Raw genomic sequence first — 22,595 nt, 5'->3', positions numbered from 1 at the left:
TCTGCGCGGTCGCGACTTGCGTCGCTCCTACATGGCGCTGTCAGGGCTCAGGCCAGCGCGTGCCATGCGCCGCTCGCCAGCGTCCGGCGCAACGCCGCCTCGGCCGGGGCCGGGTCGATGCCGGCGCGGGCCAGCCATTGCGGGTCGTAGAGCGTGCGGTCGTAGCGCTCACCGGGGTCGCACAGCAGGCTGACGATACTGCCGGTCCCGCCGGCGTCGCGCATGCGCGCGGCCAGCTGCAGGCAGGCGACCAGGTTGGTGCCGGAGGAACCGCCGTAGCGCCGGCCGATCTGTTCCTCCAGCAGTCGCATCGCGGCGATCGAAGCCGCGTCGGGTACTTCAACGACCTCGTCGACCACCTCGAACACGAAGCCCGGCTCGACCCGGGCGCGGCCGATGCCCTCGATCACGGTGGGCGCCCTGGCAACCGCGCCGCGGTCGCGGGCGCGCCAGCCGGCGGCGAACGCGCTGCCCGCCGGGTCGGCCACGCACAGCCGCGTGTGCAGGCCGCGGTAGCGCAGGTAGCGGCCGATCGTCGCCGAGGTGCCGCCGGTGCCGGCGCCGCAGACCACCCAGGCCGGCTCCGGCTGCGGTTCGCCGGCCAGCTGGCCGATGATCGATTCGGCGATGTTGTTGTTGCCGCGCCAGTCGGTGGCGCGTTCGGCCAGGCCGAACTGGTCGAGGTGGCAGGCGCCCTGCGCGGCGTGCCAGGCAGCGCGCTCGTAGACCTGCGAGGGATCGTCGACCAGGTCGCAGCGGCCGCCGAGCGCTTCCACGTCGGCGATCTTGCGCGGTGCGGTGCATGCCGGCATCACCGCGGTGAACCGCAGGCCGAGCAGGCGCGCGAACCAGGCCTCGGAGATCGCGGTGCTGCCCGAGGACGCGTCCACCACCGGCTGCCCCGGCCGCAGCCGGCCGTTGCAGATCGCATACAGGTACAGCGACCGCGCGAGCCGGTGCTTGAGGCTGCCGGTCGGGTGCGCGGCCTCGTCCTTGAAGTAGAAGCCAATCCCCGGGAAACCGGGGAACTCCAGCCGCAGCAGGTGGGTGTCGGCCGAGCGCGCGGCCTCGCGGCGCAGCCTGGCGAGCGCCTCGATGGTCCACTCGCGCAGGGCGGCCTCGCCGGTCATGGCGCGAGCAGGGCGCGGATGCGCCGGGCGAGGTGGTCGAGGTAGCCGTCGATGTAGCTGATGCCGTTGGTGTGGTCGATCAGGTACGGGTTCATCAGGGTGTGGCGCAGGATCACCAGCTTGTCGTTGTCATCGCCATCCGGGTCGAGCGTGGCGGGATCGAGGCCGACCAGCGCCAGGATCCGCGCCATCTCGGCCTCGCCGACCGCCTCCGGCCGCAGCGTCGTCATCGAGCCGAAGAACTGCTTCATCTGCAACGGCTGGCGCGGGTCGGCGCGCAGCTCGTCGTGCAGGCGGCGCACGAAGGCGTTGGCGTGGGCGAGGTCGGCGTTGCCGGCCGGGTTGATCGCCAGGCACACCAGGTTGCTGTCGGGCGCGAACGGCACCGCCACGCGGGCGACGCCGTCCACCGCCGCCGCCAGGCGCTTGCTGCCGGCGTGGAAGGCCTCGGCGGCGAGCACGGTCTGCCGCGGCAGCCGGCCGAAGTGGGCGTGGTCGAGCGGCAGCACCTTGTGGGTGACGTAGACCGCGGCGGCCGCGGCGCCGGACTTGGAGCCTTCCGGCACGAACTGGCCGAGCCGGCGGTAGCGCGCGTGGTAATCGTCCTCGCGCGTGTCGTGGAACACGTAGTCGGCGGCCTCGGCCAGCAGCGCCACCGCACGGTGGTCGCGGCAGATGAAGGCGCCGGCACCGTAGGGCAGGTAGCCGAGCTTGTGCGGGTCGACCGTGACCGAGTCGGTGCGGCCGAGCGCGGCGAACGCGGCGTGCACCTCCGGCAGCGGGAAGCGGGCGAAGCCCTCGCCGACCTCGTCGATCGTGCGCAGGCCGCCGTCCTCGTTGCGGAACAGGGTGGCGAGGTAGCCGCCCCAGGCGCCGTCGACGTGCACGCTGAAACCAAGTCCCTGCGCCGTCCAGCGGTCGCGCGCGTCGACCACCGCGTCGACCGGGTCGACCGTGCCGTACTCGGTGGTGCCGAGCACCGCGACCGCCAGCAGCACCGGCTGCCGTTCGCGCTCGCAGCGTGCCAGCACCTCGTCCAGCGCGTCGGCGTCGAGCCGCATGCCGCGCTCGGGCAGCAGTTCCAGCTGGTTGCGGCCGAGGCCGAGCAGCTTCAGGCCCTTGCTCCACGAGTAATGGGCGGTGATCGGCGCCAGCACCTTCGGCACCTTGAGGTCCGGGTGGCGGGCGAAGAAGTCGACCATGCCGAGGAACTCGAGGCGTTCCTTCTGCACCGCCCGCACCCAGCGCCGCTGCTCGCGCGCCGGCTGCGCGGCAAGCCACGTGTTGGCGCGGTCGAGCAGGGCGATGCCGGCATCCGGCCCGAGGTTGAACGCGGTCCAGTCATCGCCGGGCACGTCGATGTCGGGCACGCCGGCGGCGCGCAGCGCGACCGGGAACGCCTTCAGCGCCAGCGCCAGCCGCAACGCCTGGTAGTTGGCGACGGTGCCGCCGGAGGTCAGGTGGCCGAACGCGCAGTCCGGCCGCGTGGTGTCGTCCGGGTAGCCGAGCATGCGCGCCAGTTGCAGGCCGGCCTTGACCTCCAGCTCGATGGTGACCGGCGCGGCATCCTCGCTGACGTTGTTGGGGTTGTACGGCAGGGTCAGGATCTGCGCGGCCAGCCCGGGCAGCAGCAGGTCCGACGCCATGTGGCCGATGTAGCGCGGGCTGTGGAACGGCACCGAGCGCTTGAGCGCGGCGGACAGCTGGTGCAGTTCGCCGCGCAGCCGTGCCTCCAGCGCCTGGTACTCGGGGTGCATCGCGGCGCGGGTGGAGATCGCCGGCGGGTCCTCGGGGTGGAAGTTGCGGCGCCAGTACACGTGGTCGCGCAGGAACTCGACCACGAGTTTCTCCAGCAGCGCATCGTTCTCGCCGTAGGGGCCGAGGAACAGCGCGTCCAGCCACGGCCGGTCGGCCGCGGTGGCGCGCGGCAGCGGCATGTCAGGCGAACAGGCCATACAGGAACCCCAGTGGGTGGTGGGCACGGGCGATGGTGTAGACCATGCCGAAGGTCGCCAGCGCGGCGATGTAGCAGGCCGCCTTCACCGCGCGCGTGCGGCCGCGCTTGATCGCGAACACGCCAAGCACGACATAGACCACCAGAAGCAGCACCTTCACCGTCAGCCAGCCGTTGGAGAACAGCGCGCCGGGGAGGATCGTCAGCAGCATCAGCGCCGCGGTCAGCAGCGAGGTGTCGATGGCGTAGCTGGTCCAGCGCACCACCAGCCAGTGCGGCCAGCGCATGCCCGCCAGCACGCCGGCGCCACGCAGTGCGAACAGGCCGCCGCTGAGCAGTGCCAGCCCGATATGCGCCGCCTTGATTTGCGGATAGAACTCGATCATCGCTCTCGCTTTCCTCGTGCGGGCGTCAGCCCGGCCTGCCGTCGGCGCGTGGCGCCAGGTAGATCCGCCCGATCCGCACCACCCACGGTGCGAACGCCACCAGCCAGCCGATCGCCGCGACCGCGTGCCAGGTCATCACGTCCGGAAGCACCTCGGCGCCGACCCGGATCGCCGCGACCACCTGGATCGCCACGAACGCGAACCATGCCGCCGCCGGCATCATCATCGGCCGGCCCGAGTGGCCCTGGGTGACGCGGGTGACCATCGCCACCAGCACGCTGCCGAAGAAGCCGACGAACAGCGCGTGCGCCGGCCCGCGGCCGAGCCAGTACACCCCGGTCATCTCGTAGGCGATGCTCTGGCCGACGTACAGCGCGAACGCCAGTGGCAGCCATGCCATGCCGATGAACAGCACCGCCAGGATCCCGGGCTTGGGGCCGCGCGGCCACCAGCGCCACAGCATCAGCGCGGTCAGCGCCAGCAGCGGCGCGTCGACCAGCCACAGCCAGCCGTACGCATGCAGCAGCTCCAGCGCCAGGTGGCCCAGAGCCAGCGGCCAGAACGCCGCCAGCAGCCACAGCGGCTTCCACTGCTGGTAGCCCGGCATCACCCTGCTGGCGAAGAACGGGAACATCCGGTGCGCGACCGTCAGGTACACCGGCAGCAGCAGCCCGAAGCTGCCGATCTTGATGCTGGCGAACGCGCACTGCGCCGGTCCGCCGAGCAGGTACACCGTCCAGCAGACGATGCCGACCAGCCCCAGCGCCAGCGCGGCGAAGCACGAGCGCGCATGCCAGTTGCCGGTCGTGTCGCGCCACAACAGCTGGCCGAGGATCAGCAGCCCGGCGACCCAGCCGGCCAGCGTCATCAGCAGGCCGACGGTGATGCCCGCTTCCCAGCCCATCGCGCCGAGCAGGGTGGCGATCTGCCCGCCGAACAGCCCCGCGCCGACCGGCACATAGCGCCAGCGGTCCACGTCGGGCTGGCCCATCCACTTGGGGAAGGTGGTCAGCAGGAAGCCGAAGATGAAGCTCGGCAACATCTGGTACTGCATCACGAACGCGTGCAGCCAGCCGGCGTACGGGTCCGGCTGGGCCATCGACAGCGCCGGCCAGCGCGCCGCTGCGAGCCACGCGGCCCACCACGCCATCGCCAGTAGCAGGTTGGTGGCACCGATGAAGAACATCAGCCGGTGCGGGGCGGCAGCCAGTTGCCGTGGGGACGAGGGGGGGCGGTTATCCATGGCGACAGTCTCGCAACCGCGCGGTGACGGAACATTGATCCAGATCAGTCCGCCCCGGCGCCCGATCGACCGGCGCCACAAACGGAACGGGGGCGACCGAAGCCGCCCCCGTGCACTGCCATCAATGGCGGTTTGCTCAGCCCTCGTTGACGCCCGAGCGGCGTGCCAGCCGCTCCTGCTCGCGCGACGGCTCGCTGACCGGGCGCGGGCCCAGCCACAGCGACATCACGAACAGCGCCACCAGGAACGCACCCACCGCGAGGATGGTGTCGCCCGGAACGCGCAGCCACACCAGCACGTCGATGATCGCGCGGTTCATGAACTCCGCCGAGCGGGCGTACCAGTAGCCCTGGGTCAGGTTGGCCTCCAGCTGCAGCACGCCCATCGGCAGCAGCGTCAGCACCGTCATCAGCGCCAGGCCGATGTTGAAGCTCCAGAACGCACCGCTGAGCAGGCCGTTGAGCCAGCGGCGCTCCGGCCGCATGCCGCGCAGGCAGTACAGCATCAGGCCGATGCCGAGCATGCCGTACACGCCGAACAGCGCGGTGTGGCCGTGGGCGGCGGTCAGGTTGGTGCCCTGCATGTAGTACAGCGCCAGCGGGGTGTTGATCAGGAAGCCGAGCAGGCCGGCGCCCACCAGGTTCCAGAAGCTGACCGCGATGAAGAACAGGATCGGCCACTTGTAACGCTGCATCCACGGCGTGGCGCGGCCGTTCTTCCAGGTGTCGTAGGCCTCCATGCCGATCAGCGCCAGCGGCACCACTTCGAGCGCCGAGATGCTCGCACCGACCGCGATGATGCCTGTCGTGACGCCGGCGAAGTACAGGTGGTGGAACATGCCCAGCACGCCGCCGGCCATGAACACGATGGTCGCGAACAGCACGTTGATGGTGGCCGACTTGCCGCGCACCAGCCCCAGCTTGACGAAGATGAAGCTGATCACCGCGACCGCGAAGACCTCGAAGAAGCCTTCCACCCACAGGTGCACGATCCAGAAGCGCCAGTAGGTGATGATCGAGATGTGGGTGTTCTCGCGCCACATCAGGCCGGCCGCGTACAGCAGTGCGATGGCCACGGTGGACAGGAAGAACAATCCGGCGATCGAGGTGGTCTCGTTCTTCCTGCGCAGTGCCGGCCACAGGGCGCGGCCCATCAGCGCCAGCCACAGCAGCAGGCCGATGAACAGGAAGACCTGCCAGAAGCGGCCGATGTCGGTGTATTCCCAGCCCTGGTGGCCGAACCAGAAGTTGTTCTCCAGCCCGAGCTTCTGCATCACCGCGAACCACTGCCCGGCGAACGCGCCGACCACGATGATGATCAGGCAGACGAACAGGAAGTTGACGCCGAGGCGCTGGAACCTGGGTTCATGCCCGGAGATCGCCGGTGCCAGGTACAGGCCGGTGGCAAGCCAGGCGGTCGCGATCCACAGGATCGCCAGCTCGGTATGCCAGGTGCGCGTCAACGCATACGGCAGCACCTCCGACAGCGCCAGCCCGTAGGCCTCCTGGCCCTCGACCTGGTAGTGCGCGGTGGTCGCGCCCAGCAGGATCTGGGTCAGGAACAGCGCCATCACCAGCCAGAAATACTTGCCGACCGCGCGCATCGACGGCGTCACCACGATGCTCAGCGACGGGTCCTTCAGCGGCGGCTCGATCTTGGGTTCCTTCGAGTGCCAGACCGCGTAGTGCCACGCGAGCAGCGCGATGCCGGCGATCATGAAGAGGATCGAGAACATCGACCACATGAAGCTGCTGGCGCTGGGCTTGTTGCCCACCAGCGGCTCGTGCGGGAAGTTGTGGGTGTACGACAGGCCGGTGTCGTCATCCAGGCGCTCGGTGACCGTGGCCCACGACGCCCAGAAGAAGAACGCCGTCATCTGCCGGCGGTGCTCCATGTCCGGCACCGGGTTCTCGCGCAGGGCGTAGGCCTCGCGCAGGTCGGCGGTGGCCGGGTCGTTGGAGAACACGCTCATGTAGTGCGCGGCCACCTCGGCGATCGCCACGGCACGCTCGTCGGAGACGGTGATCGTGCCGGTCTGCGGGTCGTAGGTATTGGTGCGCAGCAGCGGGCGGATCTGCTGCTCCAGCCGCGCCTGCTCCGGCTTTTCAAGCTCGGCGTAGGTGCTGCCGAACTGCTGGCGCGCGCGGATGTCCATCATCGCGATCGCTTCGCGGTGCAGCCATTCGGCCGACCAGTCGGGTGCGAGCAGGGCGCCGTGGCCCCAGATCGAACCGTTGTGGTGGCCACCGATGCTCTGCCAGACCTGGCGGCCGGCGTCGATGTCGGCGCGGGTGTAGAGCACTTGCCCGTTTTCGGCGACAACCTGCTCGGGAATGGGCGGCGCGGTCTGGTAAAGATCGCGTCCCATCCACAGCATGATGCCGAAGCTGACGATCAGCAGGGCACCAAGCCCCAGCCATAACCGCCTCGTCGTATCCATATATCGGAGTCTCCCATGAAGGTGCGCGCAGTCTGGGCCGGGGCACGCGGACGCGACCTGACGTGGGTCAAGTTCCCATGGTTCAGCTCTTGTATGGCAGGCGTTCAGCCGCCCCGGCGCGTACAACCTGCGGACAGCAATGTTGTCACCGGGTGAAGAAGCGGCCGCGCGCGCGGCCGTGGCGACGTATCAGCCGCGCAGGACCGGCTCGGCGAGTTCTTCGAGGCGCTCGCGGCCGATCAGTTCGAGTTCGCGGCGGTCGACCAGCAGCAGGCCATCCTGCTGGAACCGGCGCAGCACGCGGCTGACCGTCTCCGGCGCGAGCCGCAGGTAGTTGGCGATGTCGGTGCGGGCCATCGTCAGGGCGAAGCGGCTGGGCGAGAACCCGCGCGCGGCGAGCCGGCGCGACAGCGCGATCAGGAACGCCGCCATGCGCTGGTCGGCGGTCCAGTCGCCGGCCAGCAGCGCGGCGCGGCCGATGTCCCGGCTGAGCAGGCGGAACAGGTGCCGCTGCAGGCCGGGCAGCTGCGTCGCCAGCACCGAGATCTTGGGGAACGAGAACCGGCACAGCATCACCGTGTCCAGCGCCACCGCGTTGCACGGGTAATGCTCGCCGTCGATCGCGTTGAGGCCGATGACCTCGCCGGGCAGGTGGAAGCCGAGCACGTGCTCGCGGCCGTCGCGGTCGATCACGTAGGTCTTGACGGTGCCGGCGCGGACCGCGGCGATCGCCTCGAAGTCGTCGCCCTCGCGGAAGATGTGTTCGCCGGCGTGGAACGGGCCGACGTGCTCGACCAGCATGTGCAGGTCCATCAACCCGCTCTTGTCCATGCCCTCCGCCAGGCACGCCTGCGAGAACGCGCACGTCGAGCAGAAGTGCAGTTCGTCGCCGTCGTCGGCAAGCGTGCGCGCATCCTGCCGCGGGAACGCGGTCGGATTCAGCGAGTTGTCCATGCGCCCCTCAGATCGCGCGCGAGAAGCGCGGGGTGGCCGTGGTGCCGGGCGTCATGGAGGGTGGCGGGTCGAGGTAATGGTCGAAGCACATGGCAATGTTACGCAGCAGCAGCCGTCCGCGCGAGGTCGCGACGATCCGGCCGGGCTCGACCCGGGCCAGCCCGTCCTCGACCAGCGGCTGCAGGCGCTCCAGTGAATCGGCGAAGTACTCGTGGAAATCCACCAGATAGCGCCGTTCCAGCGCCCCGATCGGGATCTCGCCCTGGCACATCAGGCGCTGGATCAGGTCGGCGCGCAGCTGGTCGTCCTCGCTCAGGTGCATGCCGCGGAACACCGGCAGGCGGCCCTCGTCGAGCGCGATCTGCCAGCTCGGCAGGTCGCGCGGGTTCTGGCTGAAGCTGTCGCCGATGTGGCTGATCGCGCTCACGCCCAGGCCGACCAGGTCGGTGTCGGCGTGGGTGGTGTAACCCATGAAATTGCGGTGCAGTCCGCCGCGCTGCTGGGCGGTGGCGAGGTCGTCGTCGGGCAGGGCGAAGTGGTCCATGCCGATGTAGACGTAGCCGGCCGCGGTCAGCTTCTCGATCGCCAGCTGCAGCAGGCCGAGCTTGTCGGCCGCAGACGGCAGGTCCCCGGCGTTGATCTGCCGCTGCGCCTTGAACATCTCGGGCAGGTGGGCGTAGCTGTAGACCGCCAGCCGGTCCGGCCGCGCCTGGACCACCGTGTCGAGCGTCTTCGAGAAGCCGGCGTGGTTCTGCTTCGGCAACCCGTAGATCAGGTCGACATTGACCGAGCGCATGCCGCCCTCGCGGCAGGCGTCGATGATCGCGACGGTCTCCTCGACCGACTGGATGCGGTTGACCGCCTCCTGCACCGCCGGGTCGAAGTCCTGCACGCCGAGGCTGGCGCGGTTGAAGCCGATCCGGGCCAGCGCGAGCACGTCGGCCGGCTTGACGAAGCGCGGGTCCAGCTCGATCGACAGGTCGCGCTCGCGCGCCTCGGAGAAGCGGAAGTGGTTGCGCAGAGTGTCGACCACGTCGGCCAGCTGCGGCGGCGCCAGGAAGTTCGGGGTACCGCCGCCGAAGTGCAGCTGGATCACCTCGCGGTCGCGGTCGAACAGCTCGGCCATCATCGCGATCTCGCGGTACAGGCGGACCAGGTAGGTCTCGCCGCGCGCCAGGTCGCGGGTGATGATGCGGTTGCAGCCGCAGTAGAAGCACGGGCTCATGCAGAACGGCACGTGCACGTACAGCGACAGCCGGCGCGGGATCGGGTCGCCGTTGCTGGCCGCGGCCGCCTCGCGCAGCTGCGCCTCGCCGAACCCGGCGTTGAACTGCGGGGCGGTCGGGTAGGAGGTGTAGCGCGGACCGGGACGGTCGTAACGCTTCAGCAGCTCGGCGTCGAAGGAGGGATTGGTGTGCATGTGGAGAGGCTATGGCCGCCCGCGGAGCCCCGCCTTGACCGCAGTCAATTCCGCCCGGATGGTTCAGCGCCGCCGGGCGCGATCGGCAACCCGAGCGGGCGCCGCCGGCCGTCCAGCCCCAGCCCGTACTTGAGGCTGCCGGCGATCCGGTTGGCGAAGTCGCACAGCACCGCCGCGTTGTCCTCGCCGGTGACTTCGAGCGCGGTCTCGCGCCACAGCGCAAGCCAGTGGTCGAAGTGTTCCGCGTCGATCGGATGCGGGCGGTGCATCGCCATCGGGTTGCCGCGGTAGCGCCCGGTGCGCAGCACCACCGACGACCAGAAGTCGACCAGCGTCGCCTTGTGCTCGACCCAGTCGTGCACCACCGGGTTGAACACCGGCCCCAGTTCCGGGTCGCGCTGGACCTTCTCGTAGAAGCGGTCGACCAGTGCGACCAGGTCGGCTTCGGTCAGGGTGTGGGCGGCGGCCATCGGGCGTGCTCCGGTCGGTGATGCGGGTATCCGTAAAACGAACGCGGCGGCTCGCCGATGGATCGCATCGGCGGCCGCCGCTGCCGGCCTGCTGGCCGGTGCCGGGGAGGTTCAGCCGCCCAGCGTCAGCGTGCCCTTCATGATGGACGAGTGGCCCGGGAAGGTGCATACGAAGTTGTACTGCTCGCCGGCCTTGAGCTTGGCGACCGGGATATTGACCGTGGTCGACTCGCCGCCACCGACGACCTTGCTGGCGGCGATCACGCGCGCGTCGCCGGCCTTGACGTAGTTGGCCGCGGCGCCGGCCTTCATGCCGTCGGTGTTGATGCCGGCGATGTCGGACGCCTTGCCGACCACGAAGTTGTGGCCCATCACGGTCTTGGGCAGCTTGCCGGTGTGCTTGAGGGTGACGGTGAAGTCCTTGCAGGACTTCGGCACCACCAGGCTGCTGGTGGTGAACTTCATCGCGTCGGTGCTCTCGACCGTCGCGCTGCAGTCTGCTGCCATTGCCGGTGCGGACAGCAGCATGGCCGGCACGGCCACGGCACCCAGGACGGCGGCGAGGGAAAGCTTGCGGATCATGGTTCTTGCTCCAGTGGGTTGGTTTGTTTCGTCGGGCGCAGTCTCGCGCCGCGCGCTCCGGCGCGACTTGATCCAGATCAGGGCCGCACCACCTCGCCGCACCGACCATGGGTACCGTTCAGAAAAGCAATGGACGACACCCCCATGACCCACGTCGTCACCGAAAACTGCATCAACTGCAAGCACACCGACTGCGTCGAGGTGTGCCCGGTCGACTGCTTCCACGAAGGCCCCAACTTCCTCGTCATCGACCCCGTCGAGTGCATCGACTGCACGCTGTGCGTCGACGAGTGTCCGGTCGGTGCGATCTACCCGGAAGGGGACGTCCCCGCCGGCCAGGAACCCTTCATCGAGATCAACGCCGAACTGGCGCCGCTGTGGCCGGTGATCACCCGGAAGATCCCGGCGATGCCGGACGCGGGCAAGTGGGACGGCGTGCCGAACAAGCTGGCGCTGCTGATCCGCGATGCGGTGGTGCCGGACCCCGAACCGGGCTCCGAAAAGTAGCCCGGCGCCTTCGGCACGGGCACAGAAAAACCCGCGGAATCGCGGGCTTGCGGTAGCATTATGAGAGAGAGGAAGCAGCGTTAGGTAAAAAGTACAAGATCTAGATCTTGTATAGAAAAATCACTCTAATCAACAACATAAAAGAGTACGACTTCTTGAGACGAATGTTGCGGCCAAGGGTGATTAGGTAGTTGACGGTGCATTAAAAGTATAAGAAGTTGACGCGGTACAGTCACGACAGCATCGGCCGCTTTGACCCCAGCACTGCATCGCGTCACTCCCAGCGACCTGCTCCAGGCACTTGGCGAAATGACGCCCGGCGCCAGTCGACTGCTGCATGATCTGGTGACCGTCTATCCGATACCTACTCGGGCACATGCGCTCCCGTTGGTGCGGGCCGTTACCCGAATTGCCAATTCAGTTGTCTGGTTCGAGGCCGCCCTCGGCATCTCCGGGCTCGGGGAGGTTGTCGCCGAGATGGACGGGCGACTCGTCTCAACGCAAGGTCGCATCCAACAGGCAAACCCCAGGGATCTGACCGGCGGGTTCCGTCTCACGCGTGCTCTGATCGGGAAGGAGCCGGCCCCGGCGCCGGGGCCCGAGTCCCTGCGTGCCACATTGTTGATCTGCAGCTTGCGCTGGAATCGGGACGGGAAGCCCAGGCGAACAGCTTTGGAGGGTCTCGCTGCCGCGATCCGCGAGGTGACGGAACATGATCGACACCAAGGCGCGGAGTCCCCCGTAGTCTCCCTGTTGCCGAGGTTGGGTGCGGCCACGACGCTGCAGGACTTCATAGATGCTTCGCTGATCCTGGAGACCTGTGGCCTGTCCGGGCTCGAGGAAGTGTGGGCCCGCCACTTCAGGCCCGAGCTGGCTCATGCACATGACTCAAGCCCTGTCGCTCCGAAGCCGCCAGAAGCTCAGGCGATCCGTCCATCTCAAGCTGAGGATGGGGAGGAAGAGGGCGAACCAGATCGGCCGGCCGGGCCGATCCGTCGGAAAGTACCCCGCTCCTGCGTCGGTACTCCGGACTTGGAGCCGGGAGAGCCACCTAGCGAAGCCACAATCCCAAACTTTGTCGTCACCATCCCGGAGCGACGTGCCAACCCGGATGCGCGGCGTCTGGCCAGATACCAAGCGCAGCAGGCGATCTGGAGCGTCAACTTCCTGCTGTTGACCCACCACGCGGAGGTGCTGCCGTTAGAGCAGTTCCGCCGTGTCGTGCGTGTGCTGCTGGATGAATTGGATTCCCCGGAAACCACGGAAGATTTGGCACTGGGAATGGTTGGGTTGTTGTTGCAGGCACTTACCGGCCGCACGGTCCGCACGCTGGCTGCAATCCGGTTGACGGGTACTTCGGCACGCGCCCGTCCATCAGGAACCTGCACGCTGTCACTGCATAAGGGCTATCTGGAAATGGATGTGTTCTGGCGAGTGCTGCCCGAAGATCACTCAGGCGCCACTGGTTTTTTTGAGCCATCCCTCGAGTCGGCGCACCACTTCGAATCCGTGGATGCGTCATTCCGGCTACCACTGGCGCCTGCTGTCATGCATGTGATCAGGTCCCATGTGGCGGTGTTCGAACGGCTGGCGACCGATGACAGCGCCACCTTGGCGACAGTTCTGCGCAGAGCCGCACGCCATGTTGCTGACAAGGCCGGGTTCCGGTTCACCGCAGGCCAGGTACGGCGATCCTGTGCCGTGCACGTCTACGAGCAGACCCGTGACGTCGCGTTGACCCAACTCATCTGTGCGGATTCGCTTGGACAGTCCGACGCTCCTCTGCATTACTACGCGCCACGCCAACGTGACGTAGCTCAGGGCTATTGGTCCTTCCTACAGTCATTGCTGCAGATCGGACTGGCAATCCCAACTGGGTTCGTCAGCCCCACCCGAACCGGAGCTGCCAGCCTCCCTGAAGTCATCCGTGCCCGGCGTCTGGCTGCGGGCTCGGGAGGCGTACTAAACAAACGCATGGCTGTTCGGCGGAACGATGGAGAGTGGCGGACCGTTCACGAGGCCATGGTCACGCACACCGCTTGCATGTTCCTGGTGGTGGCCGGACATCGTCCGGTCGACGCACTATTCGCGTTGACTGTGGGCGAGGTCTACCTTGGACCCGATGGAGGCATGGCCCTGTTCCGGGACAAGGTCCATGACGCCGCCCACGACCCCAGGTTTGCGGCATTGGCACCATGTCTGGTCCGGCAGATCACCAAGTATCTGGAACACCTACATGGACTGGTCGCGATCCAGCCCCGGCTGGAGTCTCATGTTCGCGCTGTGCTCGCTGGCCGTAAGCCGTTGCTGTTCGGCATTGACAAGGATGCCAATCCTACGCCGCTGACGATGGCCACTTGGCGCAGGACTTTGCCGGAGGAATGGACGGAGCAGCCCTTGAACTGGGGCCGGGTCTGGATACGGACGCGTGGTGTGGAAGCGGGCTTATCGCCGGAATGGGCCTCGGTGCAGCTCGGTCACCTGGAGGCGGTAGGGTATCCGTTCTCGAATGCCAGCCCGACCGCTCCGGCAGCGGCGATCACGATGATCGCGCCGCACCTGGAAGCATTGGCGCGGAGCATGGGCTGGCGTGTCCGGTCGGGACTCCCGACAAACGCCGATGCGAAAGGCATCCGCGATTTGCCTCCGTTGCAGAGCTGGAGCACCGTCGTCGCCGATCATCAGGCCGATGCTCGGGCTCAGGTCCGCCAATGGCGCAAGGGGCAGTTGGCAGAGACTGCGATTTATCGGCGGCAGGCCGAGCAGGACGTGCTGTCGCACCCCATCTTGATCGAGCGCAGGATCGACAAGGCTTATCGGGATCAGGTCGAGGGACGGGCGGTCCAGCCGCTGCAACTCGAGGAAGCCGAGGCACTGCGGGACACTCTGTTCGAGGCGGCAGACGATGATGTGGCCCTTGGAATCGCCCGGTCGCGTGCGTTGCGTCGAGTTCTGCACCGCGTCAACAAGTGGCTGGGAATCACAGGCCAGGATCCGGGAGCGCTGGGGACGTTCCGGCGTCCGCTCGACAACGCTTTTGTACCCGGGATGATGCACGCGGTTCGGCAGGTTGACGCACTGCGCCGCCACGCCGCGGCGTTGGGCTCCGCCGGCCCTGGTGATTGGCGGGACTTCCCCCGCGCTTGCGCACGCGTGGCCTACGTCCTGGCGGTTTTTGGGTATCTGGATGACCCCGACCAAATCGAGGGGGTGATCCGGCACAGGGAGTCCTGTAAGGGACCGGCCAATCTGTCCGATGTGGTCTTGGTGCCGTGGGGTGATCGACCCGAGCAGGTCGTGGCCCTGCGGAATCTAGCGGCAGTTGCATTGGCGCGCCTGGCCCGGCGGTACGTCGGGCAGTCAATGCCTGATCGCAAGACGCTCAGTGCGGCGCTGGCAGAATTCCTCCCCGATTGGGAGCTTCCGATCGGCCGACCACGGCCACCGGAACTGCTGGTCATGTTGTGCGAGACCGTTGGCGTGGCGAATCGCTTCGAGCTTTCACCGGCTGCCCGATTTGCGCTAGGCACCAAATCGGGAGCCACCAACGCATGCATCACCGACCAATTGGCGCTGATTGATGGGGATCCCGTGGGAACCATTCCGCGGATGGAGCTTGACGGGGATGCCGACGCCGATGCCGGGTCCGCAGGCCCCCTTCCGTCTGTGATCGGTGCCAGAGCGAATGCGCGGTCGCAGTATCTGGCCCTGTGCCGGACGCTGCCCAGTACCGGCGCCACGCTCGCCTTACCGCTGACGCAGGTAACGGTTCCTGCGAGCCAGTTGTTCCAAGCAGGGACGCGGCGCCAAGTGATTGCCGAAGTGGATGCGCTGCTGGCGCAGTCGCGACCCGAGACGGTCCTGCGGCCGGTCGTCAGAATGCTGGCCATGTGGACACGTCAGATGCTGGTAGAGGGAACGGCCGCCCAACGGAACCCCGCGGATAAGACTGTAAATACCTATCTCACAAGAATCGGTGGAACGCTGGTCGAGCTGCTCGGGAACAGCTCGCTGGCGGACCTCGATGACGTCGATTTGAGCGAGACCTACCAAGCAGCAATTCTGGCCGGGGGCAGCAATCGCACGCAGGCTGCATCGGCGATCCTGGAGTTTCACCGCTGCAGCCAGCGGCATTTCGACATGCCCGACGCCGACCTTGATGAGGTCCGGTCCCATCTACGCAACAGCACGCAGTCGGTGGATGCACGGCTCATCCTGCCGCAGGAGCGTGTGGCCATTCTCGACAACGCCCTCGCGCGGGCACGCGACGGTACGGGTCGCACGCCAGAGGATGTCAGGGTGTATCGACAGGCAGCGGTTGCAATGCCCCTGTATGCATGGGGTGGCGCGCGCCGCGCGGAAATACTCGGGTTGCGGCTCGGGGATGTTTGGTCCGTGGGCGAGCAGGCAGGCATCCGTGTACGACGTAATCGATCGCGCAGGCTCAAAACTGCGGCAGCGCGCCGTACCTTGCTGTTTGATAGCCCTCGTCAGCGAGGCGTCAGCCACACGCTCGAATGGATAGGCATTGACGGCCTGCGCAGCGCGCCGTGGCAGCGAGCGCGGGCATACATTTTCTCTCCGGCCGGGGAGCCGATGGCTGTGGAGGGCAGGGACGCGATCGCGCGTACCTGTGTTGAACTCGTCCGCGAAGTTACGTCGCGTGGCCGCGAACGGCTGCACCGGTTGCGGCACCTGGTAGCGTTCGAGCGCACCATGCCCTTGTTTCTGGACGATGTCGATTCGGTCTGGTTGCAGGGCTGTGGTATCGCTGTACCGACGCCGCCGGGTCCCCAAGTGGTCCTGCCGCGCGACCTCATGGAACGGGTTGTCACTTTAGGTCATGTGGATTGGCGGACCACCATTCGGAGTTATCTGCACCTGCCGTGGTTGATGCGATCGAGGCAGGACCGCGCACTGGCCGATACGTACATGCATCGACGTGAAGTCGCGTTCGCCATGGGCGTGAGCCTGCCGGCCGTCGACAAGATCACCCAGCAGACCAAACATTTGGCTCCGGCTTTGGCGTGGCTTGCCCACGTACGTACAACGCGGCAGGTTCCTTTGGCTCCGGCGCCGACGGATCCGGTTGGCGCGACTGTTCGGACCCAATGGACCAGTCACGAACTCGACGCGCTGTTCCGCATGGCCGACCGCTTGGGAGGGTTGGAATCAGCGGCCCGCGTGTACGGCGCCACAGCGGCAGACGTCACGGCGATACGGCGACACGTGTCCATCGTCGAGCGACGGATGGGGAGAGCCCTATTCCGGGACCGGGAAACCCGCGAGTTATTAGACGGGCCGTTGCGCGTATTGAAGCGCCAAGATAGTGCCTTGCTGGATGCGTTCTTCGCATGGTTCGATACTCTCCTCGGCGATGAGCGGGAGGGGGCCCTTCAGCTGCTCGAATCCATGGTCGAAACCATGAGCGCCGTCGATCGCGATGGAATCGTGGGCGAGACCTCGGCTTTGTATGGGTTCGTTCGCATGTGGGAGCAGGTCGCTCCAACGCGAATCAGGTTGGAGGTCACGAATATGGGCCATGCCCACGCCAAGCTCCGGGCATGTCGCCGCAACACTGACGATCTAGCTGATTTCGGGAATGAGACGCGACTGGACGGCGTGGTCAGGCGTGCCATTGCGACTGCGTGGATCGCAAGTCGCTTGGGTGCCTTAGGGGTGGCCTCCGCGTTCAGTCCGCCGCATCCACGCTCGGCTCAGGTGGGAACAGCTGACACTGGGCCGTAGATCCATGAACCAATATGCCGCGCGCTCGGCGAATCTGCGTCATGGTGCGGAGGTCGTCCAGTGTGATGTGGTCCCCCAACCGTAGGCCTGTTGCTTGATCGGCAGAGATCAGAAATCTTCCGTGATCGTGGGACACCAGAACGACGTCCTCCACGCGATGCACCTCCTGCGCAACTGGAGGCGCTGCGTCAGAAGTGGATTTGCTCTGGCACTTGAGCGTTATGGGCGGACGGCCCCCAACGGCGAGATCGAGGGTGCCGCACCCCTGCAACGCTTTGCAGGTTGCGGGGATGTTGGACTCCGATCCGTCATCTGATCCAGGGCCAAGATGGGGCGTGCGGCCTTCGCGAGTGGCATCCAGGTACTCCGCAACATTGCGCATGAATGCGCCAAACAGGTGTGGATCAATCGCGCTGCCGGCAGGTGCCTTCGGTTGGACGGCTATCAGGATTGCGTCGTCGGCGTACTGAGGTACTGCGTCAATACGGCATCCGTCGAACTGATCGGCGAGAACGCGGACTGCCGCCACGGCCCTTTCAATCCGAGCGCCCTGCTCCAGAGGAATCCTGACTGAGCCACTGTACGTTCTGATGCCGGCAATGCGGCACGTGATGATGGTCTGTTGGCCTACAGGTGAATCGGTCTGATACATCGCGGTCATTTAGTTGCCCGGGTTGTGACGTGGTGGCCGATCTCGGTCCTTCCACCGCCGTCATTGGGGAGCAATGGGCCCATCAGGACAAAATTTCTGGTCGCTCGATGCTGGACCAGCACGCGCTGCCCCGGAGTAATCGCGTCTGTCGACGGCCCAGATGTCATGAGCGCGGCACTGCCATCGACGAACTGGACATCACGTTGAGATTGCAGTCGGGTGACGGTGACAGCATTTCTCGTTGCCGCTTTTGCAGCCGCTGTCTCCACAGCTTTCGCTCCCGCGCTATAGGCGGTGGTTTGACTGCGATGGGCAACGATGTGTTGGATGGGGACGCCATCGATATCTATATCGATCACGCGGCGGTGCGCGCCGCTGACGTCGACCAGTGCATTCGTCAGACTGCGCAGTTCCGTTGGCTGGAACGCACGCTCGGCGCCCTCTAGCGCCGTTTCCATCTCACGGGTCGGATTGGCGGCACACGCCTCGACGGCTGCCACGAGACGTGCCGTTGCCGCCAGCGCATTTTTGATATTTTCGGTCGACTCAGTATTTGCAATCACCAAATACGTGCCGTCGCGCCTCAGCTCGAGATAGGTGGAGGCGAGGATCGTGGGGGTGGTCGCCGACACGAGCAGGGCGACCGTGCGTGCGTCTACGGTGTGCTGCAATAGCGACTTGGCGGCCACCGTCGATCTTCCACCATCATCGAGACCAGTTGTGCTCAGGCGTATATCCGTGTCCATTTTCTAGTACTCACAATCGTGGTGGACCGTTCCGGGCAATGGTTCCGGTGTCCACGGGTGGATGGGATTTGTTGCGCGCGTACGATTACTGCCCACACTGCGCGCACGTGTGGGTCACGGAGTTACCGGGGGCGGGTAGGGTGAATACCGACCTAGCCACTAGCTCATAGGTCGTACTGCGGCAGACGGTTGCCGGCTGATGTTCGCGCGCGAACACAGGTCATTGGGCCCGCGATAGCCGCGGTTAGCCGATCAAACGAGGTCGAATGCCGGCGAGCCGATCGTCGCGAGGACGGGCTTATCGCGGTACGGTTCTTGGGTAGATGTACGTGCGTTGATACTCAGCGCGCACATTGCGGGCAACGGGAGCCCATCTGATTTCGCCCGCCCCGTGGATGGGCGATCATTGTTCCAACGTGTTGAAACGTATCTGCAATAGCGACGCGGATGGCGATTGTGTATTGCATGTGCGGGCACACTCGCCCGTGAGGCAGGCCGTAATACCGTGAAGCCCGCAAATGGATATTTATCACCTCGGCCGGAAGCGCGTCAACACGCTTCGAACGTGAGTTGAAAGAGGCCGCTTGCCACCACGTTACGCGAGCGCGGTACGGTAGCTAACGCAGCGCCGAGCGAGCACCCGCCGGCATGTGAGCTGTCTGCCTTCGAAGCGCTGTATAAGCGTCCGTCCATGTGTCGACCTGTCTAATTCCGGCGTGCGACGACTGGATCAAGCACGTCGTCGCCGCTCGGCGCTAGCACGCGGGAGCATGCCAAAAACCTTGTGCCAGATGTGGTTGACCGCCATCAGCTGCAGGACGGCTCCTGGTCGGCAGGAAGGGTGCAGCCGCTCAGTGTCCCTACCCAGCCGCGATCGCGCGCTGCCTCATACTAGCCACTTTAGTGTACTAATAATCAGCCTAATTTAGGCTAATGGCCTAGTCTGGTGTACCAATAACTCCTTTGCACCATCAGCACATCCTAGGAGAAGACGATGGCTCGCGCCCCACGCAAAGCTCGTGACCCGGCTTCGGTATGTGCCATGCGTGATCGATTCGACGCCGACATCGCAGCGGGAACACTGGAGGTCGGCGTAGCGGTAAAGCGCATGCGCCAGATCAGCGGCCTGACTCAGGAACAGTTCGCAAAACACCGCGGAGTGAGTCTGCTCACCCTCAAGCGTGTGGAAAGCGGGGCCGGCAACCCCACCGTCGAGACCTTGACGCGTATTGCGAGCATCTTCGGCTTGAGACTGGCATTCGTGCACAACAATCCCGAAACGGTGGCCGTTTCGCTACGCCACAATGAAATTGTGTAACGCCGTCGTCCACAGGTACCCTGCGCGACCATGACCCGTTTGCGCCTCCGCCGCTTGTTGCCGTTCCTGCGCGTTCTCGCGCTGGGGCTGTTTGCGCTGGGGCTGGTGCTGCAGCCGGTGATGGCGGCCGCCGGCGAGATGCATGAGCTCGCGCACGACCCGACCGGCACCCATGCCCATGGCCAGCATGCCGACGACCTAGACACGGAGCTGGACGCGGGTGACGAGCAAGACGAGGACGGGGCGAGGACGCTGCATGTGCTGTTGCATTTTTCGCACTGCTGCGGTGCGACCGCGGCTCTGCTGCCCGTGCTGAAACCGCTCCCCGTCATGCCGCTGAACGGCCGTCTGGCGATCGCGAAGACGCCAATCCCGCTGCAGGCCCGCCTGACTTCACCGTTTAAGCCTCCGATTTTCGTGTGACCGCGCCGCCGGCATGACGCCGGCACCTGTCATCTCGAATAACCGGAGCAATCCCCATGCGTTTGCGACTCGCGGCCTTGGCCGTGCTCGTCGTCGTGTGTGCCGTGGCCTTTCCCACGCACGCCGCCGACCCTTTGACTCTGGACGACGCCTTTCAGCGCGTCGCCAACTCCCATCCCAACCTGCGCCTGTTCGGGACCCGCCGTGATGTGCTGGAGGCCGAACTGGACCGCGCCTCGCTGCGCCCGGCGCTGGTCGCCGGCGCCAGCATCGAGAACGCCTTCGGCACCGGTGAGGCCAACGGCCTGCAACGTGCCGAGCTGACCTTGAGCCTGGCGTCGGTGCTGGAGCGTGGCGGCAAGCTGGATGCGCGTCGTACCTTGGCGCAAAGCCGGATCGACGCGCTGGCCGTCGAACGTGAGGCGCAGCGGCTGGACCTGCTGGCCGAGGTGGCGCGTCGGTACCTGGCGATCGTCGCAGCGCAGCGGCAAAGCGCGATCGCGCAACTCGATATTGAGCAGCGCCAACGCACCGTCGCTGAAGCCCGCAAGCGACTGCAGGCCGGTGCCTCGCCCGAATCGGTGGTGCTGACGGCGCAAGCGGCGTTGGCCCGGGCTGAACTCGACCGGGCGCGAGCACAGCAGCGAGAGACGGCCGCACGCCAGCACCTCGCGGCACTATGGGGCGAACGTGCCCCCACGTTTGAGGTGGCCGGCGGCGACCCCTTGGCGTTGCCCATCGTCGCCGACTTCGCGGTGCTGGCCGACTGGCTGGCGCGAACGCCGGAACTGGCGCAGTTCGTCGGCGAGGCGCGGATCCGCGAGGCCCGTTTGCAACTCGCCCGCAGCCAAGCCACGCCCGACTTGGACTGGCAGCTCGGCGTGCGCCGGCTGCAAGGCAGCGACGACTTCGGGCTGATCGGCAGCGTCTCGATCCCGCTGGGCAGCGCGAGCCGGGCCCAGCCGGGCATCCGCTCCGCGCGAGCTGAGCTTGCCGGGCTGGAAATCGAGCGCGAGGCCAAGGGCCTGTCGCTGTACTCGACGCTGGCCGAGGCCCACGGCCGCTACCGCGTCGCCGAGGTCGAGGTCGAGCGCCTGCAGGACGACGTGTTGCCTCGGCTGGACAAAGCCGAAGCCGCCACGCGGCAGGCTTATCGCGCCGGCGCGGCGAGCTACCTGGAATGGGCGACCTTGCAGGCCGAGCGCACCGCCGCGCGCAAACAACAACTGGAGGCCGCGCTGGATGCCCAGCGCGCCCTGATCGAAATCCAGCGACTCACCGGCCAGGCGTTCGTCGCCGGCGCCGAGTCCAAACCCGAACAAGGAGTTTCACCGTGAAGCCCATCCACCTGATCAGCGCGCTGGCGCTGGCATTGTCATTGGCCGCCTGTGGTGGAGAGTCCGGCGGCGATGACCACGCCAACGAGGCCGCCGGCGAGCATGCGGCGGAAGCATCCGGCGAACACGCCGAAGCGAAAGCCGAAATCGGTGAGCACGGCGGCCGCCTGCTCAAACAAGATGGCTACACGGTCGAACTTGCGATGGCCGAGGACGGCGCGCCGCCGCGGTTCCAGGCTTGGCTGTACGAAGACAGCGAGCCACTGCCGGCGACCACTGGCAAGGTCGAAGTACGGGTCACCCGCCTGGGCGGCCAGACCGCGAGCTACACACTCACCCCGCAGGAAGACGGCAGCCTGGCCGCGGCCGATACGGTCCCCGAACCCCATTCGTTCGAGGTCGAGGTGCTGGCCAGCATCGGCGACAAGATGCTGCGCTGGGAATATCCAAGCTACGAGGGCCGCACAGTAATCGCCGCGGCAACCGCAGAAAAGTCGGGCATCGAGGTACAACCGGCCGGCCCCGGTGTGATCGCCGACGAGCATGAGGTTCAAGGCCTGCTGACGCCGATCGAGGGCCGCGTCGCCGAGGTCACGGCCCGCTTCCCCGGTCCGATCCGCTCACTGCGCGCCAACGTCGGCGACCAGGTGCGTGCCGGGCAAACGCTGGCGACGATCGAGAGCAACCTCAGCCTGAGCATCTACAGCGTCGCCGCGCCGATTTCCGGCGTCGTCACCGCACGCAACGCCTCCGTCGGCGGCTTGGCCGGCGAAGGCATGCCCCTGTTCGAGATCGCCGACCTGTCGCAGCTGTGGGTCGACCTGCACATCTTCGGTGCCGACGCCCAGCACATCCAGGCGGGCGTGCCGGTCACGGTCACCCGCATGAGCGACGGCAAGACCGTCCAAACCACCCTCGAACGCGTGCTGCCGGGCATGGCGACCGCCAGCCAAAGCACCGTCGCCCGCGCCACGATCGACAACGCCGATGGCCTCTGGCGGCCTGGCTCGGCAGTCAAGGCGCGGATCACGGTCGAGCAGCAGCCCGTCGAGCTGATGGTGCCGCTGTCAGCGCTGCAGACCATGGGCGGTGAAGAAGTGGTGTTCGTGCGCGTCGGCGAGGCCTACCAGGCCCAGCCCGTCGAGGTGGGCCAACGCGACGGCCAACGGGTGGAAATCCTGTCAGGGCTGACCAAGGGCGATCAGGTCGTGGTCGAGGAGAGTTACCTGATCAAGGCCGACATCGAGAAGTCGGGAGCCTCGCATGCGCACTGACACAAACCACG

At 66.6% G+C, this 22,595-nt stretch carries 17 protein-coding genes; 6 read left to right on the top strand and 11 right to left on the bottom strand.

Translation table 11 applies throughout. The features are described from left to right. Window positions 1-47: 47 nt before the first annotated feature. From N799_RS06160 to azu, 9 genes are all read right to left on the bottom strand, one after another. Window positions 48-1,130 (bottom strand): PLP-dependent cysteine synthase family protein, encoded by a 1,083-nt coding sequence (locus N799_RS06160; protein ID WP_036209442.1) that lies wholly within the window; start codon window positions 1,128-1,130, stop codon window positions 48-50. Continuing rightward, on the bottom strand, window positions 1,127-3,085 hold the full coding sequence (locus tag N799_RS06155; RefSeq protein ID WP_238978800.1) for a pyridoxal phosphate-dependent decarboxylase family protein: 1,959 nt from the start codon (window positions 3,083-3,085) through the stop codon (window positions 1,127-1,129). The genes N799_RS06160 and N799_RS06155 overlap by 4 nt, the downstream gene beginning before the upstream one ends. Further along, entirely contained in the window at window positions 3,069-3,470 is a 402-nt protein-coding gene (locus N799_RS06150) for a SirB2 family protein (protein WP_036209439.1), read from the bottom strand. The genes N799_RS06155 and N799_RS06150 overlap by 17 nt, the downstream gene beginning before the upstream one ends. Window positions 3,471-3,495: 25 nt before the next feature. Continuing rightward, window positions 3,496-4,713 carry an NnrS family protein gene (locus N799_RS06145; protein WP_036209436.1) on the bottom strand — a complete coding sequence of 406 codons (1,218 nt, stop codon included), beginning with the start codon at window positions 4,711-4,713 and terminating at the stop codon, window positions 3,496-3,498. Window positions 4,714-4,849: 136 nt separating this feature from the next. Then, window positions 4,850-7,153 (bottom strand): nitric-oxide reductase large subunit, encoded by a 2,304-nt coding sequence (locus N799_RS06140; protein ID WP_036209433.1) that lies wholly within the window; start codon window positions 7,151-7,153, stop codon window positions 4,850-4,852. Window positions 7,154-7,342: 189 nt separating this feature from the next. Further along, window positions 7,343-8,107, bottom strand: coding sequence for a cyclic nucleotide-binding domain-containing protein (locus tag N799_RS06135; RefSeq protein WP_052101288.1), 765 nt, complete (start codon window positions 8,105-8,107; stop codon window positions 7,343-7,345). A gap of 7 nt (window positions 8,108-8,114) precedes the next feature. Next, on the bottom strand, window positions 8,115-9,527 hold the full coding sequence (hemN, locus tag N799_RS06130) for an oxygen-independent coproporphyrinogen III oxidase (RefSeq protein WP_036209430.1): 1,413 nt from the start codon (window positions 9,525-9,527) through the stop codon (window positions 8,115-8,117). 44 nt (window positions 9,528-9,571) lie between these two features. Beyond that, the gene (locus tag N799_RS06125; protein WP_036209427.1) at window positions 9,572-9,997 is read right to left on the bottom strand and encodes a group III truncated hemoglobin; all 426 of its coding nucleotides are present in this window, start codon (window positions 9,995-9,997) and stop codon (window positions 9,572-9,574) included. 111 nt (window positions 9,998-10,108) lie between these two features. After that, window positions 10,109-10,579, bottom strand: a complete 471-nt coding sequence (gene azu / locus N799_RS06120; protein ID WP_152597840.1) for an azurin — start codon at window positions 10,577-10,579, stop codon at window positions 10,109-10,111. Window positions 10,580-10,723: 144 nt separating this feature from the next. Here azu and fdxA point away from each other — a divergent pair, with 144 nt between their 5' ends. Continuing rightward, on the top strand, window positions 10,724-11,086 hold the full coding sequence (gene fdxA / locus N799_RS06115; RefSeq protein ID WP_052101302.1) for a ferredoxin FdxA: 363 nt from the start codon (window positions 10,724-10,726) through the stop codon (window positions 11,084-11,086). 672 nt (window positions 11,087-11,758) lie between these two features. Then, window positions 11,759-16,834: a hypothetical protein gene (locus tag N799_RS06110; RefSeq protein WP_152597839.1), complete on the top strand. Its 5,076-nt coding sequence runs from the start codon at window positions 11,759-11,761 to the stop codon at window positions 16,832-16,834. Here N799_RS06110 and N799_RS15240 read toward each other — a convergent pair. Continuing rightward, a complete protein-coding gene (locus N799_RS15240; protein ID WP_152597838.1) occupies window positions 16,779-17,495 on the bottom strand; it encodes a hypothetical protein in 717 nt (238 codons plus the stop codon). The two genes, N799_RS06110 and N799_RS15240, sit on opposite strands and share 56 nt — an antisense overlap. Next, window positions 17,492-18,175: a hypothetical protein gene (locus N799_RS15235; RefSeq protein WP_152597837.1), complete on the bottom strand. Its 684-nt coding sequence runs from the start codon at window positions 18,173-18,175 to the stop codon at window positions 17,492-17,494. The genes N799_RS15240 and N799_RS15235 overlap by 4 nt, the downstream gene beginning before the upstream one ends. A gap of 1,051 nt (window positions 18,176-19,226) precedes the next feature. Here N799_RS15235 and N799_RS14655 point away from each other — a divergent pair. Genes N799_RS14655 through N799_RS06095 form a run of 4 tightly spaced genes read left to right on the top strand, consistent with a single transcriptional unit; the run spans window position 19,227 to window position 22,584 of the window. Continuing rightward, window positions 19,227-19,550, top strand: a complete 324-nt coding sequence (locus tag N799_RS14655) for a helix-turn-helix domain-containing protein (RefSeq protein ID WP_081974736.1) — start codon at window positions 19,227-19,229, stop codon at window positions 19,548-19,550. 30 nt (window positions 19,551-19,580) lie between these two features. Beyond that, the gene (locus N799_RS06105) at window positions 19,581-19,973 is read left to right on the top strand and encodes a hypothetical protein (RefSeq protein ID WP_036209420.1); all 393 of its coding nucleotides are present in this window, start codon (window positions 19,581-19,583) and stop codon (window positions 19,971-19,973) included. Between the two features lie 56 nt (window positions 19,974-20,029). After that, a complete protein-coding gene (locus N799_RS06100; protein WP_036209417.1) occupies window positions 20,030-21,310 on the top strand; it encodes a TolC family protein in 1,281 nt (426 codons plus the stop codon). Beyond that, a complete protein-coding gene (locus tag N799_RS06095; protein ID WP_425476961.1) occupies window positions 21,307-22,584 on the top strand; it encodes an efflux RND transporter periplasmic adaptor subunit in 1,278 nt (425 codons plus the stop codon). The genes N799_RS06100 and N799_RS06095 overlap by 4 nt, the downstream gene beginning before the upstream one ends. Window positions 22,585-22,595 lie beyond the last annotated feature (11 nt).

Origin of the sequence: Lysobacter arseniciresistens ZS79 (genome assembly GCF_000768335.1) — a bacterium.
Lineage (GTDB): Bacteria > Pseudomonadota > Gammaproteobacteria > Xanthomonadales > Xanthomonadaceae > Novilysobacter > Novilysobacter arseniciresistens.
This window is presented reverse-complemented; position numbering and strand designations above follow the sequence as displayed.

Excerpts from the sequence above, each read along its gene's own strand:
- N799_RS06160 (WP_036209442.1), bottom strand. The coding sequence starts at position 1,130 with ATGACCGGCGAGGCCGCCCTGCGCGAGTGGACCATCGAGGCGCTCGCC.
- N799_RS06155 (WP_238978800.1), bottom strand. The coding sequence starts at position 3,085 with ATGGCCTGTTCGCCTGACATGCCGCTGCCGCGCGCCACCGCGGCCGAC.
- N799_RS06150 (WP_036209439.1), bottom strand. The coding sequence starts at position 3,470 with ATGATCGAGTTCTATCCGCAAATCAAGGCGGCGCATATCGGGCTGGCA.
- N799_RS06145 (WP_036209436.1), bottom strand. The coding sequence starts at position 4,713 with ATGGATAACCGCCCCCCCTCGTCCCCACGGCAACTGGCTGCCGCCCCG.
- N799_RS06140 (WP_036209433.1), bottom strand. The coding sequence starts at position 7,153 with ATGGATACGACGAGGCGGTTATGGCTGGGGCTTGGTGCCCTGCTGATC.
- N799_RS06135 (WP_052101288.1), bottom strand. The coding sequence starts at position 8,107 with ATGGACAACTCGCTGAATCCGACCGCGTTCCCGCGGCAGGATGCGCGC.
- hemN (WP_036209430.1), bottom strand. The coding sequence starts at position 9,527 with ATGCACACCAATCCCTCCTTCGACGCCGAGCTGCTGAAGCGTTACGAC.
- N799_RS06125 (WP_036209427.1), bottom strand. The coding sequence starts at position 9,997 with ATGGCCGCCGCCCACACCCTGACCGAAGCCGACCTGGTCGCACTGGTC.
- azu (WP_152597840.1), bottom strand. The coding sequence starts at position 10,579 with ATGATCCGCAAGCTTTCCCTCGCCGCCGTCCTGGGTGCCGTGGCCGTG.
- fdxA (WP_052101302.1), top strand. The coding sequence starts at position 10,724 with ATGACCCACGTCGTCACCGAAAACTGCATCAACTGCAAGCACACCGAC.
- N799_RS15240 (WP_152597838.1), bottom strand. The coding sequence starts at position 17,495 with ATGACCGCGATGTATCAGACCGATTCACCTGTAGGCCAACAGACCATC.
- N799_RS14655 (WP_081974736.1), top strand. The coding sequence starts at position 19,227 with ATGGCTCGCGCCCCACGCAAAGCTCGTGACCCGGCTTCGGTATGTGCC.
- N799_RS06105 (WP_036209420.1), top strand. The coding sequence starts at position 19,581 with ATGACCCGTTTGCGCCTCCGCCGCTTGTTGCCGTTCCTGCGCGTTCTC.
- N799_RS06100 (WP_036209417.1), top strand. The coding sequence starts at position 20,030 with ATGCGTTTGCGACTCGCGGCCTTGGCCGTGCTCGTCGTCGTGTGTGCC.